Source organism: Mesorhizobium sp. M7A.F.Ce.TU.012.03.2.1, from assembly GCF_004006095.1.
In the GTDB taxonomy this organism is placed as follows: domain Bacteria; phylum Pseudomonadota; class Alphaproteobacteria; order Rhizobiales; family Rhizobiaceae; genus Mesorhizobium.
Genome location: NZ_CP034779.1, coordinates 228,265 through 244,402 on the forward strand (window position 1 = coordinate 228,265; position 16,138 = coordinate 244,402).

The 16,138-nt window shown below is 61.4% G+C and carries 14 protein-coding genes; 7 read left to right on the forward strand and 7 right to left on the reverse strand.

Annotation, left to right across the window (positions count from 1 at the left end; all coding sequences use genetic code 11):
• Positions 1–16 precede the first annotated feature (16 nt).
• Positions 17–571 (reverse strand): M20/M25/M40 family metallo-hydrolase, encoded by a 555-nt coding sequence (locus tag EJ079_RS34120; RefSeq protein ID WP_281040145.1) that lies wholly within the window; start codon positions 569–571, stop codon positions 17–19.
• Between the two features lie 11 nt (positions 572–582).
• Positions 583–951 (reverse strand): hypothetical protein, encoded by a 369-nt coding sequence (locus EJ079_RS34125; RefSeq protein WP_281040146.1) that lies wholly within the window; start codon positions 949–951, stop codon positions 583–585.
• Positions 952–1,532: 581 nt separating this feature from the next.
• Between EJ079_RS34125 and EJ079_RS01175 the strand changes: the two genes are divergently transcribed.
• From EJ079_RS01175 to EJ079_RS01195, 5 genes are all read left to right on the forward strand, one after another.
• Complete coding sequence (locus tag EJ079_RS01175) at positions 1,533–1,706, forward strand: hypothetical protein (protein ID WP_127395301.1); 174 nt, start codon at positions 1,533–1,535, stop codon at positions 1,704–1,706.
• A 537-nt stretch (positions 1,707–2,243) separates the two neighbouring features.
• Positions 2,244–2,768 carry a ferritin-like domain-containing protein gene (locus tag EJ079_RS01180; RefSeq protein ID WP_127807842.1) on the forward strand — a complete coding sequence of 175 codons (525 nt, stop codon included), beginning with the start codon at positions 2,244–2,246 and terminating at the stop codon, positions 2,766–2,768.
• A 35-nt stretch (positions 2,769–2,803) separates the two neighbouring features.
• Positions 2,804–3,421: an ATP-dependent Clp protease proteolytic subunit gene (locus EJ079_RS01185; RefSeq protein ID WP_127395299.1), complete on the forward strand. Its 618-nt coding sequence runs from the start codon at positions 2,804–2,806 to the stop codon at positions 3,419–3,421.
• 402 nt (positions 3,422–3,823) lie between these two features.
• Entirely contained in the window at positions 3,824–5,107 is a 1,284-nt protein-coding gene (locus EJ079_RS01190) for an SDR family oxidoreductase (protein WP_127395298.1), read from the forward strand.
• Positions 5,107–5,589 (forward strand): DUF2269 family protein, encoded by a 483-nt coding sequence (locus tag EJ079_RS01195; protein ID WP_127807843.1) that lies wholly within the window; start codon positions 5,107–5,109, stop codon positions 5,587–5,589. The genes EJ079_RS01190 and EJ079_RS01195 overlap by 1 nt, the downstream gene beginning before the upstream one ends.
• A 305-nt stretch (positions 5,590–5,894) precedes the next feature.
• Here EJ079_RS01195 and EJ079_RS01200 read toward each other — a convergent pair whose 3' ends face one another.
• From EJ079_RS01200 to cphA, 4 genes are all read right to left on the reverse strand, one after another.
• On the reverse strand, positions 5,895–6,884 hold the full coding sequence (locus tag EJ079_RS01200) for an alpha/beta hydrolase (RefSeq protein ID WP_127380175.1): 990 nt from the start codon (positions 6,882–6,884) through the stop codon (positions 5,895–5,897).
• A 126-nt stretch (positions 6,885–7,010) separates the two neighbouring features.
• Entirely contained in the window at positions 7,011–7,835 is an 825-nt protein-coding gene (locus tag EJ079_RS01205) for a cyanophycinase (protein WP_127807844.1), read from the reverse strand.
• Positions 7,832–8,734, reverse strand: a complete 903-nt coding sequence (locus tag EJ079_RS01210) for an isoaspartyl peptidase/L-asparaginase family protein (protein ID WP_127807845.1) — start codon at positions 8,732–8,734, stop codon at positions 7,832–7,834. The genes EJ079_RS01205 and EJ079_RS01210 overlap by 4 nt, the downstream gene beginning before the upstream one ends.
• On the reverse strand, positions 8,734–11,514 hold the full coding sequence (cphA, locus tag EJ079_RS01215; RefSeq protein WP_245481791.1) for a cyanophycin synthetase: 2,781 nt from the start codon (positions 11,512–11,514) through the stop codon (positions 8,734–8,736). Before cphA ends, EJ079_RS01210 begins: the two co-directional genes overlap by 1 nt.
• A gap of 659 nt (positions 11,515–12,173) precedes the next feature.
• Here cphA and sdhD point away from each other — a divergent pair.
• Positions 12,174–12,563 carry a succinate dehydrogenase, hydrophobic membrane anchor protein gene (gene sdhD, locus EJ079_RS01225; protein ID WP_127395293.1) on the forward strand — a complete coding sequence of 130 codons (390 nt, stop codon included), beginning with the start codon at positions 12,174–12,176 and terminating at the stop codon, positions 12,561–12,563.
• A gap of 77 nt (positions 12,564–12,640) precedes the next feature.
• Here the strand turns inward: sdhD and ctaD are convergent, their stop codons facing one another.
• Complete coding sequence (ctaD, locus tag EJ079_RS01230; protein ID WP_127395292.1) at positions 12,641–14,299, reverse strand: cytochrome c oxidase subunit I; 1,659 nt, start codon at positions 14,297–14,299, stop codon at positions 12,641–12,643.
• 332 nt (positions 14,300–14,631) lie between these two features.
• Between ctaD and EJ079_RS01240 the strand changes: the two genes are divergently transcribed.
• Positions 14,632–15,438 carry a DUF2243 domain-containing protein gene (locus EJ079_RS01240; protein ID WP_127807846.1) on the forward strand — a complete coding sequence of 269 codons (807 nt, stop codon included), beginning with the start codon at positions 14,632–14,634 and terminating at the stop codon, positions 15,436–15,438.
• The last annotated feature ends 700 nt before the right edge of the window (positions 15,439–16,138 follow it).

A 16,138-nucleotide genomic window follows, 5' to 3' on the forward strand; every position in this document is an offset into this window, starting at 1 on the left:
GCGAGGCCATGGCGCGCTATGGGGTGAAATCCGTGTCGGGACGCACATCGCGGCAAAACGCGCACACTAGTTCGATCGTCGCTTCGATGTCGGCGAGACACAAAACCTCGGATGGGGTATGCATGTAGCGTAGAGGCACGGACAAGAGTCCCGTGGCGGCACCTCCGCGGCTAGTTTGCAGGAGGCGGGCATCGGTCGGGCTTTTGTCTCCGTAGGCCTGCAACTGATACGGAAGACCCCTACGATCCGCGGCTCCCTTGAGAAGGTCGAACACTAAGGGGTTGGTGCTTGGGCCTTGCGAGAGTCCGGGACCTTTCCCAAGGTCCAACTTACCTTGGTCTTCTGCCCTGGCGAGCGGGTAATCCATGGCCACCCCCATGTCTACCGCTAGCGCAGCATGCGGGGCGAGATTGAAGGCTGCTGTTTGGGCGCCTCTTGATCCTATCTCCTCCTGAACCGTCCCCAACACGTATACGCCCACCTCGGGATGCAGGCCGCCATCCTGTTTGAGCCGCCTTACGATCTCCGTGCCAATAAAGAGGCCCGCCTTATTGTCGAAAGCGCGTGCCATCGCGCGATCACCTAAAGCATCGTGAAGCTTGCATTCAGAGTGACCGGGCTGCCAATTTTCACGACTTTTTCCGCCTCCTCCCGCGACCTGGCGCCAATATCGATCCACAGATCCTTCAAGCTGGGAGTCTGGCTGCTATCGGACAATTTGAATGCCTGTATGGCCTTGCGACCAATCACGCCCGCAACCCGCTCAGCACCGTGTATCCAGACCCGCTGCCCGATCTCTGTAGCGACGTCGGTGCCACCAATTGTGTTGAAGAACAGGAAGCCATTTTCATCGATGTAATGAACAATGAAGCCGATTTCATCCATGTGCCCAGCGTACATGACGCGAAAGCCGGCTTCCGGGTTCAGGATTGCGCTCACATTGCCCAGCACATCCGTCGTACCTTATCTGCAAACTCGCGGACGTTGTCCCGATAGAGCTTGGCGACGGGCTGTTCGAATCCGCTTGGGGAAGGCGTCGCAATGAGCGCCTCCAGATAGGAAAAAGACTGGGCGCGCACGTTTTCCTCCGGGTGCTGGAAAGAACATGTTGTCTGAGCTAATCCACGCCCGATGTGTTGGTTCCAATCGGAGCAGCAAGACAGATTGCACGGGCCTGGAGGAGGCGAGCCGCGCCGGCCTGGAAGGCTTGAAAAGATCTGGCGAGAGCGGCGCTGAAGGAGCGCGATTAGGCAGCAATTATTCGTCGAGGTCAGGGATGAAAGCGGCGAAAAACTGCTGAGGCTCTGAATTCGTCTGCAGGTCACAGCGATGGGATGACAGATCCCGAATGGCCACAGCTAAGTCCGGCGCCAGGCATCTCTTGAAAAGTTTTGCGATCTCGGAACAATCGCGCCAAACCACAGTTCCAGCCAGGCAGTGGAGCTGCAAGATTTGTGACCCGATCGCGCGTGGCCCTCCCACGGCGCCGGCGCTCGATCACCAGCAGGCGATATAATCGGGACGATAGCTCGATGGGCAAGAAGGCCAAGCAGAACACCGGGTCTCGGGCGGATCGCGAACGGGCCATCGAAGCGAACTACTTTGCCCGAAAGTGCGGCCTCACCAAGGACGAGGCACTCAAGATTCTCAAGAACGCGTGTCGCAGGATCGATGAACAAGCGAAACGGCGGTCAGGCGACCAGTAGAAGAAATCGTCGCTCGATCGTCGCAACCGATGGCAGCGCATGATCTACTTCACCCCCGACACACCTTTTCGACAATCCGCTTCAACGATCCGGATGCGCAGGCCGGGGTCCCGTTTAGACCGGCAGAGGCAGCCGAGCGACCATTGCGGCATGCAATATGTGCCGAAAAGCCGCGCGATCTGGTTCTCACAACAGTTGCCCACAAAGCTCTGAGCAGGTCGTTCCGGCGCCGCGGCCCCCCGACTACCGTCTTGTCAACATGATCGCCGAAAGCGTGGCCTGCAATCGACTTCGATCGTCCAGGCGAGAACGCCGTTAAGGCGCGGCAGGCGGCTTAACAAGCGGCCGCGAGGCTAGGCTGGCGCAGAGGCGACATGGCGCCGTTTGGCGCCGGTTGTGCCGACCATAACGGAGCGAGATGCCCACGGGTCCTTGCTCGTGCTTCCCACGATGTCTTTGAGGGCGAGGAACAACGGATGGCCTTGGTTGTTAGAGCCCATATGCCGCGACGCATTGAACTCGAAGTGGGAGATGGAGATGGCGACGAAAAAAAGCGCCCAGAGCAGCACAAAGGGCTTGGAAGATCTCTTTTACGAAGCCTTGAAGGACATATACTACGCCGAGCGTAAGATCTTAAGTGCCCTCAAGAAAATGGCCAGGGGTGCCGAATCGCAAGAGTTGACCGCCGCGTTCGAGAAGCACCGCGACGAGACTGAGGGCCAGGTCGAGCGGCTGCAGCAGGTGTTCGAAATTTTCGGCAAGCGCGCGCAGGGCAAGACCTGTCCGGCCATCGACGGCATTCTTGAGGAAGGCCAGGAGATTCTGGAGGAGTTCCAGGAGGCGCCGGCCCTCGACGCCGGACTTGTCGCCGCGGCCCAGGCCGTTGAGCATTATGAAATTGCCCGCTATGGCACGCTTGTGACCTGGGCAGGGCTGCTCGGCTTGAATGACGCCGTCCAACTGCTTCAGCAGACGCTCGAGGAAGAGAAGGCAACTGACGAGGCGCTGACTCAACTCGGACAAGCCGGCGTAAACGAAAGGGCGCTGCAGGAAGCCGCCTAGCTGGACCCGTTTCAGTCTGCTGGGAGACCCAGTCCATGAACATCGCCGGAAACGTGCCGCCCTCGGGCGGCACCACACCCACCGACCCGGCTCCTGAGCTGGCACGGCTGCTCTTCGAGCCGAACATCTCCATCAACGGGCCCATTGGCCAGGATACGGTGACTTTCTTCCTCGGCCGGCTGGAAGAAGTTCGTCGCAGCGGCCAGGACATGCTGATGGAGTTGAACACCAGCGGCGGCGATGCCGATGCCGCGCGTCGCATCGCGCTCGAAATCCGCCTGTTCCGCCTGCATTCAGGGCGACGCGCCTATTGTGTCGGCAAGACGCAGGTCTACTCGGCGGGAGTGACCATTTTTGCGGCGTTCGACCGGCATTGCCGCTTCCTGACGGAAGACGCGGTTCTGCTCGTGCATGAGCGGCGCATGGACACAAGCCTGGCGCTCAACGGCCCGATGCGGTCCTGCATCCAGATCGTGCGCGAAGAACTCGCCTTGCTCGAAACCGCCGAGCAGCTCGAAATGGAAGGCTTCAGGGAACTGGTCAACGGAAGCTCGCTGACCGCCGAAGAACTCTACCAACGCGCCACCAACAATTGCTATATCCATGCCGAGGACGCGTGTCGGTTGGGGCTCGTCGCCGAAGTGCTTGGCTAGGCCGATTGGTCGGTTGTGCAAAGCCCGAACCGTTTGGCTTTGCCAACTCGGACTTGCCACCCTTCAGACTTGACAGTTTTCAGACTTGCCGAGCAAAGTTTTGCAGGACAGCGTGGCAGCTTAGGATGAGCACCCGATGATGGGCACCAGAGGAACAACCAACCCGAGTCCGCGCTCGGCGCCTTTGCTCCATGACAAGGCCGCGCGAACAATGATGGGAGCTCTGGGCGCAGTTGCTTCCAGCGCCGCGCGGACGCTTGCTTCAATCAGCCCTCACCTGGGCGACCAGGTTTCGGACCGCCCGATCGAGTGGCCGGGCTGCGAAGACAGCTTTGTGGCGTCGTCCGGCTCCGCGTCCAGACAGGTCGAGGCGCGCCTGCCGTCCCAGTTAGGGCACGCGGGATGAGGGTTCTCGTCACCGGCGCGTCGGGTCTGATCGGAACTTCGCTTTGCGCGCGCCTGGCCGCCGATGGATATGAAATCGTTCGCGTGCTGCATCGTGCCGGCACCGCGCCCTTCACAGGCTTGCCGCCTGTCTTGCTCGACATGGCAAAGGCGCGGACGCAGGACTGGAGCCCGCATCTGATAGGTATCGATGCGGTCGTTAACTGCGCCGGCGTGCTGCAGGACAGCACGCAAGAAAGCACTGGCGGTGTGCATGCGGGCGGCGCATCGGCACTCTTTGCCGCCTGTGAGCAGGCGGGCGTGAGAAAAGTCATTCACTTCTCGGCAATCGGGGTCGATCGGCTGCAGCCGTCCGCCTTCTCGGCCACCAAGCTGGCTGGCGACCAGGCGTTGATGGCGCGCGATTTGGACTGGGTCATCCTGCGCCCGTCGGTCGTGCTGGGCCGGCCGGCGTTCGGCGCCAGTGCGCTGTTTCGCGGACTGGCCGCATTGCCGCTGTTGCCGGTGATGCCCAGCACGGGTCGGCTTCAGGTCGTACAGTTGGACGACGTGATCGCCACTGTCCTGCATTTTCTCCGGCCCGATAGCGCATCGAGCATCGCGCTTGACCTTGCCGGACCTGAAGCGCTGCCGATGAGCAAGGTGGTTGGCCTCTACCGCTGCTGGCTCGGGTCGAGGCCGGCTGGAGAGTTCACTCTGCCCGGAAGCGTCGCGGCCGGCCTGTACCGGATCGGCGATGCGACGGCTCTGCTCGGCTGGCGCCCGCCGATGCGCAGCAATGCGGCCAAGGAAATCGTGCGGGGCGCTGTCGGCGACCCGCACCCGTGGATCGCAGCGACAGGCATCCAACCATCCAGCCTCGAAGCAGCGCTAAAGCTCAATCCCGCGACGGTGCAGGAGCGATGGTTCGCCCGTCTCTATTTCGTCAAGCCGGCGATCTTTACTGTCCTGCCCTTCTTCTGGATCATGACGGGTGTCATTTCCCTGACCACTGGCTGGCGCCGCGGGGTCGACTTGCTGGTAGGCACTGCCATCGGTCCGCTGGCGGAACCGGCGGTCATCGCCGGAGCGCTGGCCGACATGGCGGTCGGCGCGTTGATCGCCTGGCGACCGACCAGTCGGCTGGGTCTGTTCGGGGCGATCGCGGTGGCTCTTTTCTATGCGATCGCGGGGACCATGCTGCGGCCCGAGCTGTGGAACGAGCCACTCGGCCCTTTCTTGAAGATCCTGCCGATCATTGTTCTGCATTTTGTCGCGCTGGCAGTCCTGGAGGAACGCTGATGAGCTACTTCATTCTCAAGTTCCTGCATGTCGTCGGAGCGGCGGTGCTGCTGGGCACTGGCGCCGGTATCGCCTTCTTCATGCTGCTCGCCCATCGGACCGCAAATTCCGCAACCATCGCGGCGGTCGCACGCGTCGTCGTGATCGCCGATTTCATGTTCACTGCAACCGCCGTCATCGCCCAACCTGTCACCGGTGCGTTTCTCGCGTGGCATTCCGGATATTCGCTGACCGAGGGGTGGATTGTGCTTTCGATCCTGCTCTACCTCATCACCGGCCTGTTCTGGCTTCCAGTCGTGTGGATGCAGATCGAGATGCGCAATCTCGCTATGCAGGCCGCGGCAGCGAAGCAACCTCCACCACAGCGCTATAACACCTTGTTTCGGCTCTGGTTCGCCTTTGGCTTTCCTGCTTTCGGGGCTGTGCTCGCCATCTTCTGGCTGATGATTTCGCGACCTTCGATCGATTGGTTCGCCTTGTAGCACCGGACTTCGTCTCCCTCGTCACGGTCTGCAACGTTGCGCCTAGCAAGTTGGGCGGCGATGGACGCCAGCCGCAGACTGCCTCGTTCCGTTCTTGCATTCGGGTGGCAATGGTTGCACAGGTCCCCGCTCATCGCCCGAGCACCTCTGTGGCGCTTCATGAGGCGGTTCGGCGGGTTGGTGTCGGGAGAAATCGGAATCTTTTGTAGGCTCTCAGCCTGCGGGCACCCGGCGAACCGGCTCCGCGCAAGTACCCCTGCCCTGCCCTGCCAACACGACAAACCGCAGGCTGCCCTGATCGATGTTCAGCGCGCAGCTGGCGAGAGCGCGTCGCTGCTGCCTCCGTCTTTTGGTGGACGAGGCATACAGGTGACCTTGTCGATCATTCGGAGCACCGCCTGCGGGTCACTGTGGTGAGCCATGTGCCCGGAATTCGGGATTATTTCTATCAGTGATCCATAAATTTCGGCATGCAAGCGTTCCGCTTCACGCCGAGCGTCGAACAGCCTGTCTCCTGCTCCAGCGACGATTCCGGTAGGCACGTCGATGTCCCGATAGCAAGGCTTCGTGAACAGCGCCGCGCCGAGCATCAGGGCTGTCTCCACACAGACTGAGCGCAACTGAGAGGGGCGGCTGGCGACCTCCTTTGTGCTCACCGAAAAAACGTTCGAGATCGGCCCAGGCCGGAATATCTTTCGCATGGTCGACGGCCAGCCGAGCCTTACTGCGAGCGGCAGCAAGGTGTGACGGAATGCCGAGCCCATCAGCGGTACGGCCGGTAGTGCTGCAAGAGCGAGATCCAGCCTCGGTGAGGGATAGTAATATCCAGAGACGAGGACCAGGCCGGCGACCGAGGGAGCGTGCCTGCGGGCCATCTCCAGCGCGATCCAAGCGCCCCAGGAATGTCCGAGCACGAGGTATTTGTGAATGCCTAGTTTGGCGGCGGCCTCGTGGAAGAGATCGGCCTGCTCGCACGCCGACCATCGCTTTCGAGCCGGCCGCGAGCTTCCGCCGAAGCCTGGCCGGTCGAAGGCGAGGACCCGATGCTTGGCACTCGCCAGGTCGAGCACGCCGCTGATCGCAAAATCCTCCGCAACCGAGCCATTGCCATGCAACAGGAGCAAAGGAGGCCCGCTGCCTTTCTCAAGGATGCTCAAGTCCACCCCATCGATCCTCGGAGTGCGTTCCATCGAACGGGGAGCCAAGGCCTTCCTGGCGCGTGCGTTATTGTATGCCGCCAGCGACAGGGCGGCAGCCGCAAACAGTGTGGCGAGTTTTATCCGGTTCGAAAACATACTGACTCCTGCGCTGGGTCTGCACGGTGGCCCACCGTTGAGCGCGTCGCGGTTGCGCATCGGCATCGGCGTCGCCAACTCGGTTAGCCTGTCCCGCCGTAGCTTTGCCATCCGGGTGTCAAAGCCTCACGGAACCCCGACCGGGCGTCGCATCGCGAGATCGAAGGCATCGCCGGAGCTCAGCACGTGAACCCTCAAATCATGGATGGAAAGGGCGGCATCAGGTTCACCTTCCGCGATGTTGGAATGCGTGACGCCGGCTGCATCAACCAGATAGACAGCGCCGCTGCCGATGACCTTGAACATCTCGCCATTCACCACGATCGCCGTGTCTTCATCAATGCCGATGCCCAGGACCCGTGGGTTCTGCGACACCGCTCCGATGAGCCGCCCGATGCGGCCTCGCTCCGCAAAGTGCTGGTCGATGATGACATTCGGCAGCAGGCCCAACCCCGGCGCCATGCGAATATGGCCGATCCGAAAGGACGCAGCGTTCGGCCCCTTCACCATCATGGTATCGCTCATGACCGACGCGCCCGCGGAGGTGCCGGCAATTATGCCTCCGGCTTCATAGATTTCGTGCACCCGCTCGTCGATGGGGGTGTCGCCGATCTGGCTGGTGATGCGGAGCTGGTCGCCACCGGAGAAGAACACAGCGCTCACGTTTGCGAGCGCGCTTATTTTTTTTTCATGAGCCGCCTCGAGACGGTCGTTGACGTAGAGCTCGACGACTTCCTTGATGCCCAACTCGCCGAAGGACTTCTGATACTTCTCGAGATAGCCATCCGGCTCATGCGACGCGATGGTGGCAAGCACCAGGCGGCCGTTCGGAACCAGGCTGGCGACCTCCTTCAATATGACGCGATCGCCGTCATGGTCCTCGTGGCCACCGATGATGACAAGCGTTCCGGCTTTGCCATTGGAGGGGCGCCTTTTCTTCTTGCCGGTCATCTGCCCTCGTCTTTCTTGCGCAGGAAGACATGCCGATGGTTGTCCTCGCTGGTCATGAACGCGACTGCGAACTCCCGGCTGTTGTGCGCCCACCCGGACTTCCCGGTTGGGGTAAGCACGATGGCTCCCGCTTCACGGCCGATCGCCTCAACCTCCCTGAGGGAGGGCTCCAGCACCTCCTCCACGCCCGCCATAGCTGCCCGTCCGGCGGAAAGTGCGCGCCGCGCGGAAAGCGCCTGCATGACCCGAGCGGCGAGAGCCTTTCGCGCGATATGCTCGCCGTCTCCCGAAAAGGCCACGGCGCCCAATTGGTTGTCGGCGTAGTAGCCGCAACCGGGTTGAGGAGAATCGCCCACTCGGCCCGGAGCGCTGCCGTCCAGTCCCCCGGTGGAAGTGCCCACGGCGAGATCCCCATACTGGTCAAGGGCAACGACACCGATTGTATCCTTCGCCTCCGACTTGCTGGCGAAATCGCGTTGTTGCGGCGTGACCAAGTCAGCCGGATCGCAAAGCTCCAGTTGTTTATCGGCGGCGAAACGCCTGGCGCCGTCCGACGCCAGCAGGATTGGCTCCTCATGGAGCATGGCCTTGGCGACACTGATGGGATGGCGCACGCCCTTGATCACAGCCACGGCGCCCACATTGAAGTCCCTGCCCTCCATGACGCCTGCGCACATTTCGACCTCGCCGTCCGAATTGAGGGCACTGCCATATCCTGCATTGAACGTCGGGTCCGTCTCGAGGACACGACCGGCGGCTTCCACCGCATCGACTGCAGTTCCGCCGCCGGCCAGGACGGCGCGACCGGCCTCAAGCGCCTTGATGCACCCGTTGCGATGCGCCTCCTCCTCTTCTGGATCGATCTCCTTGGCGCCGCCGTGCAGGATGAGCGACCACATCAGCCAGCCCTCAGATGGCGAATATGGCTCTGATCGGGCCCTCGCCGAGAAGGTGCTGCGCCCTCAAACCCGGTCACCTGGCTCCAGACCGCCTCGACGTCGTCGACGGTGAGCACGACAAGGTCTTTCTCCCGAGCAAGCTGGAGACACACTTCGACAGCCTCTTTTTCGGGACAGACGGCTTGTATGCGCCCTGGAGCGCAGCCGGCGTTCAAGGCGCCTTCCCGCAGCAAGCCGGCGATCGTTCCGGGGGCTCGGCCGCGCAGTTCATGTTCATCCTCCTTGAAGACGATGACGTCGAATATTCGCGAAGCCACCGCCCCCATCTCGCGTATGTCGCAATCGCGGCGGTCGCCCGGTATGGCGACAAGGCCGATCGTGCGCTGATACCCGCGCTTCATATGGGAAACGAGTTTTCCCAGCGCCTTCAACCCCTCGGGATTGTGCGCGTAGTCAACGATCGTGCGGAAACCATGCCCGTCGAAGACGTTGAGGCGACCGGGAGAATGCTCGAACGAGGTGGTGAACTCGGTCAATGCAGCGCGGATAGTTGCCGCAGGTACGTCGTGGCAATGTGCCATCGCAACGGCCGCCAAGCTGTTGGCGACGTTGAATTCAGCGGACCCCTCGAAGGTCGCGGGAATTTCGTCGACGTCCATCAGGAACATCGACTCCCCATCCTCGTGGATGACGATGTCCCAACCGTCCCTGCTGCGCTCCCGCGTCACGGCGCGGCCGCCTTCCGCCACGTGGCTGCGCAGGAAATCGGGCCAGTCGCTCCTGTTCGCCAGCGAGAAGTAGCAGATCCTGCCCCCGGCGTCGCGCGACATCGCGGAGGTGTGAATGTCGTCGGCGTTGAGGATGCTCCACCCGCTGCGGCGGACCGACTCGACGACCACCGACTTCACTTCCGCCAGGTCCTCGATAGTGTCGATGCCTCTCAGCCCCAGATGATCGCCATGGACGTTCAGCACCGCGCCAATGTCGCACGCGTCGAATGCAAGGCCTTCGCGCAGCATGCCGCCGCGTGCACATTCCAGCACAGCGACATCGACACCTGGCTCGCGCAGCACGATCCTGGCGCTTTGCGGACCCGAGCAATCGCCTGTCATGATCCGCTCGCCGTTCAGGTAGACGCCGGTGGTCGAGGTGAGCCCGACCGTTGCACCATTCGCATGCAGAATGTGCGACAGCATTCTGGCGGTGGTCGACTTGCCGTTTGTCCCTGTGATCGCGAAGATTGGAATGCGGCCGTCCTTGCCACCCTTGAAGAGCAGATCGAGCACCGGCCGTGCGACATTGCGGGCGCGGCCCGAGGACGGTTCGAGATGCATGCGAAACCCGGGACCGGCATTCACCTCTATGATGCCGCCGCTGGTCTCGCTGACCGGCCGCGAAATGTCAGGACAGACGAAGTCGATCCCCGCGATGTCGAGACCGACGATCTGTGCCGCCCGCCTGGCGATCAGCGCGTTTTCCGGATGGATTTCATCAGTCCGGTCGGTTGCCGTCCCGCCGGTCGACAGATTAGCGGTGGGTCGCAGGAGCACCATTTGACCCGGCGCTGGAACGCTCGAAAGCGTGAGCTGCGACTTTGACAGGAAATGCTCGACACATTCGTCGATCTCGATGCGGGTCAGCACCGAAGAATGGCCCTCTCCCCGTCGCGGGTCGCGGTTCGTCTGCTCGACGAGTTCGGCGACAGAGCTCCGGCCATCGCCGACGACATGTGCCGGGACCCTCTCGGCAAGCGCCACCACCTTTCCTCCGATCACCAGGATCCTGTGGTCCGAGCCGACGAAGTGCTGCTCGACGATCACGCTGCGACTGTGTTCTCGCGCCTGTTCGAAGCCCCAGCGGACTTCGTCCTCTGTTGCGAGGCCGATGTTGACGCCGCTTCCATGATTGCCGTCCAGTGGTTTGGTGACCACAGGGTATCCGAGCCGTGCCGCTGCCGCGACAGCGTCCTGCGCCGATCGCACCAGTTCCCCGCTGGGGACCGGCAGCCCGGCCTGCTGCAGCAGGAATTTTGTCAGGTCCTTGTCGGAGGCGATTTCGGTCGCGATCTCAGAAGTGAGGTCGGTGCAACTGGCGCGAATGCGCTTCTGATGCTTGCCTTGGCCGAGCAGCACCAGGCTGCTGTCATCGAGCCGCGCCGCGGGAATCCCCCGTCTCTCGGCCTCGCGCACCAGAGAGGCGGTCGTGGGGCCCAAGGCACGCTCGGCGGCGCCAGCCTTGAGCTGCTGCAGCCTCACCGCGAAATCGAATGGCCCTTCCATTTCGGCAATCTCGTCGAGCCCCTCGAGGCCATGCAGATTGCCCGGCAGGAGACTATCCACCAACTCGAGCGCAACTCGTCCGGCGAGCAGCCCCACAACCTCATCATTGTAGGAGAACATGACGTTGTAAGTGCCCGGACTGCCTTTGACCGAACGTGTCTTTCCTCGTGTCACCGGGTGGCCCAGCATGCTCTGCAGTTCCAGGGCGACGTGCTCCACGACGTGGCCGAGCCAGGTTCCTTCCTGCATACGGCGGACGAACCCGCCGGCGACGCCATAGCTGCAGCCATGGCCCGCAAGGCCGGGCAACAGGCGAACGATGTCATCGGTAAATCCGGGCAGCTTGTCTGTCGGGAACGCTTCAAGGGCTCCGAGGTCGATCTGGATCCGGACCATTGGCGTCATGCTGTAAAGATGAGGTCCGCGGAACACGCGGGCGTCCACGACACGGATGCTGGTGCGAAAACGCGCGGCGTCTTGATGAATTTCGTTGCCCGACATAGTCCGTTCTCCTGACTAGCCCCGCAAACTTCTTGAGGATCGATAAGTTCCCGGCTGTGAAACGCAAATCTTTTTGCCCGATCGAGAAACAAAAAGGGCTTTTAACATATGTTGGCCAAGAACAGATTCTGGTCATCTTACCCGCCGCAAGGGGCGGGCCATGCATTGCGCCTGCTTGTTCCTAAGCGTAGCACGGCACGCTGCGGCCCATTGAAGGCAACCCCCGACCTACCGGACTGCGCAGAGATCCCAGCTGCCGAGTGCCGGGCGCCCGGCTTGGGCTCGTGGCGACCGCTTTGAGGGCAGCATCGAGGCGTTTGAATTTTCAACGCCGGACGGCCACCAGGGAACATTTTCAAATGCACTGTGTTTGGCGCCAACATTGCACACCGGAACTACCGCCATGCAGAGTCGCGCGCTGGTCAAAGAGATCGACGCCGTCCGCCTCAGCATCTCGCTCCTTGAAAAGGAGTTGTGGACAGCTGGCAGACCCAACAAGATCCGATGGCGTTCAGGATACGAGCTAACCGCCCAAAAAGCTCGCCTTGCCAAACTGGAGAACGTGCTTGCCCACTATCCATCCGTGACGCGAGCCCGAGCATTGGACAGCAACAGCTTGAGTTACGGGCAAAGGAACCAGGTGAGTTAGGGGAAGCAAGATGGCTGACAGACACTCGATCAGAACTCCGTTAGCTCGAGTGCAGGGCCTTGGGTCGGCGAAACACGGAACCGAAACGTTCATGCTGGAACGACTGACATCTGCTGCACTTTTGATCCTCGTCATTTACATCGTCGCGGTCGTTATAAGGCTGATCGGAGAGCCTCGAGATGTCGTCATCCGCGCAGTCGGATCGGTCTATGTCGCACCCGCCCTCATCACCTTCATTCTGGTGAACTGCGTCCACATGCGGCTGGGCATGCAATCGATCATCGAAGACTACTGCCACGCCACCGTGCTGAAATCTGTCCTGCTGATCGCTAACTGGTTGTTTTGCTGGGCAGTAGCCCTCGCCAGCTTTTTCGCCGTGCTGGTGATCAGCTTCCGATAGGCGGATTCACGAACAGCGCGGCGCGGTTCCAACTCAGCGCGCCGATCCCGTTGTCTGTCGCGCACGGCGAGCCGTCTTCATTCTATTTTCGGCAGCCTGTCCCATTGATGGAAAGGCGGCGGAGAGGTCAATTCCCATTCCAACGTGGTGGCTCCCGGCCCCCAAGGGTTCATGCCGGCGGCCCTTCGCCGGTGGAAAGCCTCCACGATGCTGGCAAGGAAAATCAGGACACTCGCGGCCGACAGATAGGATCCAAAGGAGGAGACCATGTTCCAACCGGCAAAAGCGTCGGGATAGTCGATATAGCGACGCGGCATGCCGGCCATCCCGAGAAAGTGGTGGGGGAAGAAGACGAGGTTCACACCGACGAAGGTCGTCCAGAAATGGATCCCAGCCAAAACCGGATTGTACAAATATCCTGTCATCTTCGGGAACCAGTAATACCAGCCCGCGAAGATGCCGAAGATGGCACCCAACGAAAGAATGTAGTGGAAGTGTGCGACGACATAGTAGGTGTCGTGCAATTGCCGGTCGAGGCTGGCGTTCGCAAGCTGTACGCCGGTCACGCCTCCGACAGTGAACAAGAATATGAAGCCGAGCGCCCACAGCATCGGGGTGCGCAAGCTAAGGGAACCGCCCCACATGGTTGCGATCCAGGAGAACACCTTGATCCCAGTCGGCACCGCGATCACCATCGTGGCGAAGGTGAAATAGCGCTGCGTGTCCAGCCCTATTCCGCTGGTGTACATATGGTGAGCCCAAACGACGAAACCGATCGCCCCGATCGCGACGATCGCATAGACCATCCCCAGATAGCCGAAGATCGGCTTTCGCGAAAATGTCGAGATCACCTGGCTCACGATGCCGAAGGCCGGCAAGATCATGATGTAGACTTCAGGATGGCCGAAAAACCAGAAGAGATGCTGGTACAGGATAGGATCGCCGCCGCCGTCCGGCGCGAAGAATGTGGTGCCAAAATTTCTATCGGTCAGGAGCATTGTAATGGCCCCTGCTAGGACAGGCAGGGCCAGCAGCAGCAGGAATCCGGTGATGAGGATCGACCACACGAACAGAGGCATTCTATGCAACGTCATCCCTGGCGCGCGCATATTGAAGATCGTGGTGATGAAATTGATGGCGCCGAGTATCGAAGAGGCTCCCGCGATGTGCAGAGAAAGAATGACCAGATCGACGGAAGGACCGGGATGGCCGGAGGTCGAAAGGGGCGGATAGAGGAACCAGCCGGTCCCGGGACCGTAGCCGCCGGGGACACTGGGCATGAAGATCGACAATAGAAGCAGCATCAATGCCGGCGGCAGCAGCCAGAACGAGATGTTGTTCATGCGTGGGAAGGCCATGTCCGGGGCGCCGATCATGATCGGAACCATCCAGTTGGCGAAACCACCGATCAGTGCGGGCATGACGGTGAAGAAGATCATGATCAGCGCGTGCGCCGTGGTGAACACGTTATAAAGTTGCTTGCCGGCATCTATGGCCGCGTCGCCTTGGTAGCCGTAGATCATCGATGCCAACCCGGGGAAAAGCTGGATCCCGGGTTGCTGCAGTTCAATTCGCATGCCCACCGACAAGAGCATGCCGATGACCCCCGCGATGAAGGCGAAGATCAGGTAGAGGGTTCCGATATCCTTGTGGTTTGTCGAAAACAGCCAGCGGGTGATGCCCCGCGGCTTGTGGTCGTCGCGGCTGCTCGGAGCCGCCGCCGAATATTCACTCATGAGCGTTCTCCGCTTCAGCCATCCGCCAACAGGGCATCCGAACCATGATGTCAGTTGATTGTTCCCTCCCCAGAACGCCCGACGCGAGGGAACATACGGCAGAAGCCGAGGTTCGGGTCGGGCGCGGCCTGTCCCTGCGCGGTTGAAGGATCGACATTCCATGCTGGCAGTCATTGCTGGGACTTTGGTTCTGACGACAGTGGTCGGCGGGCTGATTACGGCCTTCTGGATCGAGGCCCGTCATGATCTCCACGACCCGACGGCGGACAGGGCGATGCACCTGGAGCTGCTAACCAGACTTGGCTCTCCGGCTTCGGCGGAGTCGTCCTGATATGGACACCATCACCGCGAAACTCGATCCAAGAACGCGAGTCGGCTGGCTTCTGCTCGGCTTCGCGCTGGGCGGTTTCTTCGACGGCATCGTCCTGCACCAGATTCTACAATGGCATCATCTTCTCTCGGGCCTCGCCGACCCGGCGGGTTCCGACCTGCGCTTCCAGATCATAGCCGACGGCCTCTTCCACTTGTTCATGTACGTGTTCGCCGTTGCCGGCACGGTGCTACTGGTGGCGGCGAGGGCAGCAGGCGGGCGGGCCGGAACGACGACCGAGATCCTTCGGCTAGCCTTCACCGGGTTCGGCCTCTGGCATCTGGTGGACGCCATTGTGTTCCATTGGCTGCTCGGCCTGCATCGGATCAAGATGAACAGCGACATGCCGCTCGCCTGGGATATTGCGTGGCTGGTCATCTTCGGAATCGTGCCGCTGCTGTTGGTGCTGGTGCTGCCCAACCGCGGTAGACCGGCACGCGGTGCCTCGGCGGCTCTGACCAGCATCGTCCTGCTTGCAGGACTGACTACGGGTGCCGGCCCGCTCTTCAACGGTGCCACCACTTCCGTTATCGTCTTTCGAGCTGGGATGGAACCGGCCGCGATGATGCGGGCGGTTCAAGCCGCCGACACCGACCTCAAGTGGGTCGACGCCAGCGGCACCATCTGGGCGGTCGATAGGGTCTCATGGCGCGGGTTGATGACCCTGCACGCGCGCGGCGCCCTGGTCGTCGGCACAACGCCTGTCATTGCCGGATGCCTCGCCTGGACCGATGCCGCTGGTGCGAGCAGTCGCTCCGGCCAGCAGTGAGGCATCCTAGCCCGCTTCCGGAAGTGGCGGGCTTTTTGTCGGCCGATTGCCACGCCTGGTCGAAGGCAAAGAGTGGCACATTGCGGATTGGCAAATTAGATCGAAGAAGAAGAGCTATCAGAAGCCCGCATTCACCAAAAGTGAGCGGCTGTCGTCGGTGACGGCATCGCCCAGTTCATCCGGGGTCTACGGGATCATCGATTAATCAAGAGAATTGCAGCTTGGAAGCCCGCTGCTGAATGGTGGCGGGCTTTTTAGTGCATTAGTGGAACCTGATATGTCGAGGCAGGTTGGAACCGGCGGCAGCGTCCCCCGCTGCCGGGCCGAGGCCCCAAGCCTTGGCCGGGTCCGCCTCTGCCCGCCAGTAGGGGCGGACCCACTGCAACATGGCTCCGAAATGAGTTTGGATCGCTCTCGGTTTCCCTGGCCGTGGATAACACCGGAAGGCCCGTTACTGCTCCCTCAGTGGCGGGTTTTTCAATGGCAGGTTGGCCGGTGAAGCATCACGTCCCGGTTCTCAGGAACCCGTAATGCTACCCTGAATTGCTGGATTTCGCTGCCCTTTGGCATCGCAGACCGTGCATATCAGATCGAGACGGGAGCCAGCCCCAGAACGGGCCAGCTCTGCCAGGATCTCGGTCAGTGCATCGGTGTCGGAAAGTTCGAAGCCAGTTCACTGACGGTGGAACAAAACTGCCCT

Bases quoted from the DNA above. Each gene is read 5' to 3' on its own strand.
- EJ079_RS34120 (WP_281040145.1), bottom strand. From the start codon at position 571: ATGGCACGCGCTTTCGACAATAAGGCGGGCCTCTTTATTGGCACGGAG.
- EJ079_RS01175 (WP_127395301.1), top strand. From the start codon at position 1,533: ATGGGCAAGAAGGCCAAGCAGAACACCGGGTCTCGGGCGGATCGCGAA.
- EJ079_RS01180 (WP_127807842.1), top strand. From the start codon at position 2,244: ATGGCGACGAAAAAAAGCGCCCAGAGCAGCACAAAGGGCTTGGAAGAT.
- EJ079_RS01185 (WP_127395299.1), top strand. From the start codon at position 2,804: ATGAACATCGCCGGAAACGTGCCGCCCTCGGGCGGCACCACACCCACC.
- EJ079_RS01190 (WP_127395298.1), top strand. From the start codon at position 3,824: ATGAGGGTTCTCGTCACCGGCGCGTCGGGTCTGATCGGAACTTCGCTT.
- EJ079_RS01195 (WP_127807843.1), top strand. From the start codon at position 5,107: ATGAGCTACTTCATTCTCAAGTTCCTGCATGTCGTCGGAGCGGCGGTG.
- EJ079_RS01200 (WP_127380175.1), bottom strand. From the start codon at position 6,884: ATGTTTTCGAACCGGATAAAACTCGCCACACTGTTTGCGGCTGCCGCC.
- EJ079_RS01205 (WP_127807844.1), bottom strand. From the start codon at position 7,835: ATGACCGGCAAGAAGAAAAGGCGCCCCTCCAATGGCAAAGCCGGAACG.
- EJ079_RS01210 (WP_127807845.1), bottom strand. From the start codon at position 8,734: ATGTGGTCGCTCATCCTGCACGGCGGCGCCAAGGAGATCGATCCAGAA.
- cphA (WP_245481791.1), bottom strand. From the start codon at position 11,514: ATGTCGGGCAACGAAATTCATCAAGACGCCGCGCGTTTTCGCACCAGC.
- sdhD (WP_127395293.1), top strand. From the start codon at position 12,174: ATGGCTGACAGACACTCGATCAGAACTCCGTTAGCTCGAGTGCAGGGC.
- ctaD (WP_127395292.1), bottom strand. From the start codon at position 14,299: ATGAGTGAATATTCGGCGGCGGCTCCGAGCAGCCGCGACGACCACAAG.
- EJ079_RS01240 (WP_127807846.1), top strand. From the start codon at position 14,632: ATGGACACCATCACCGCGAAACTCGATCCAAGAACGCGAGTCGGCTGG.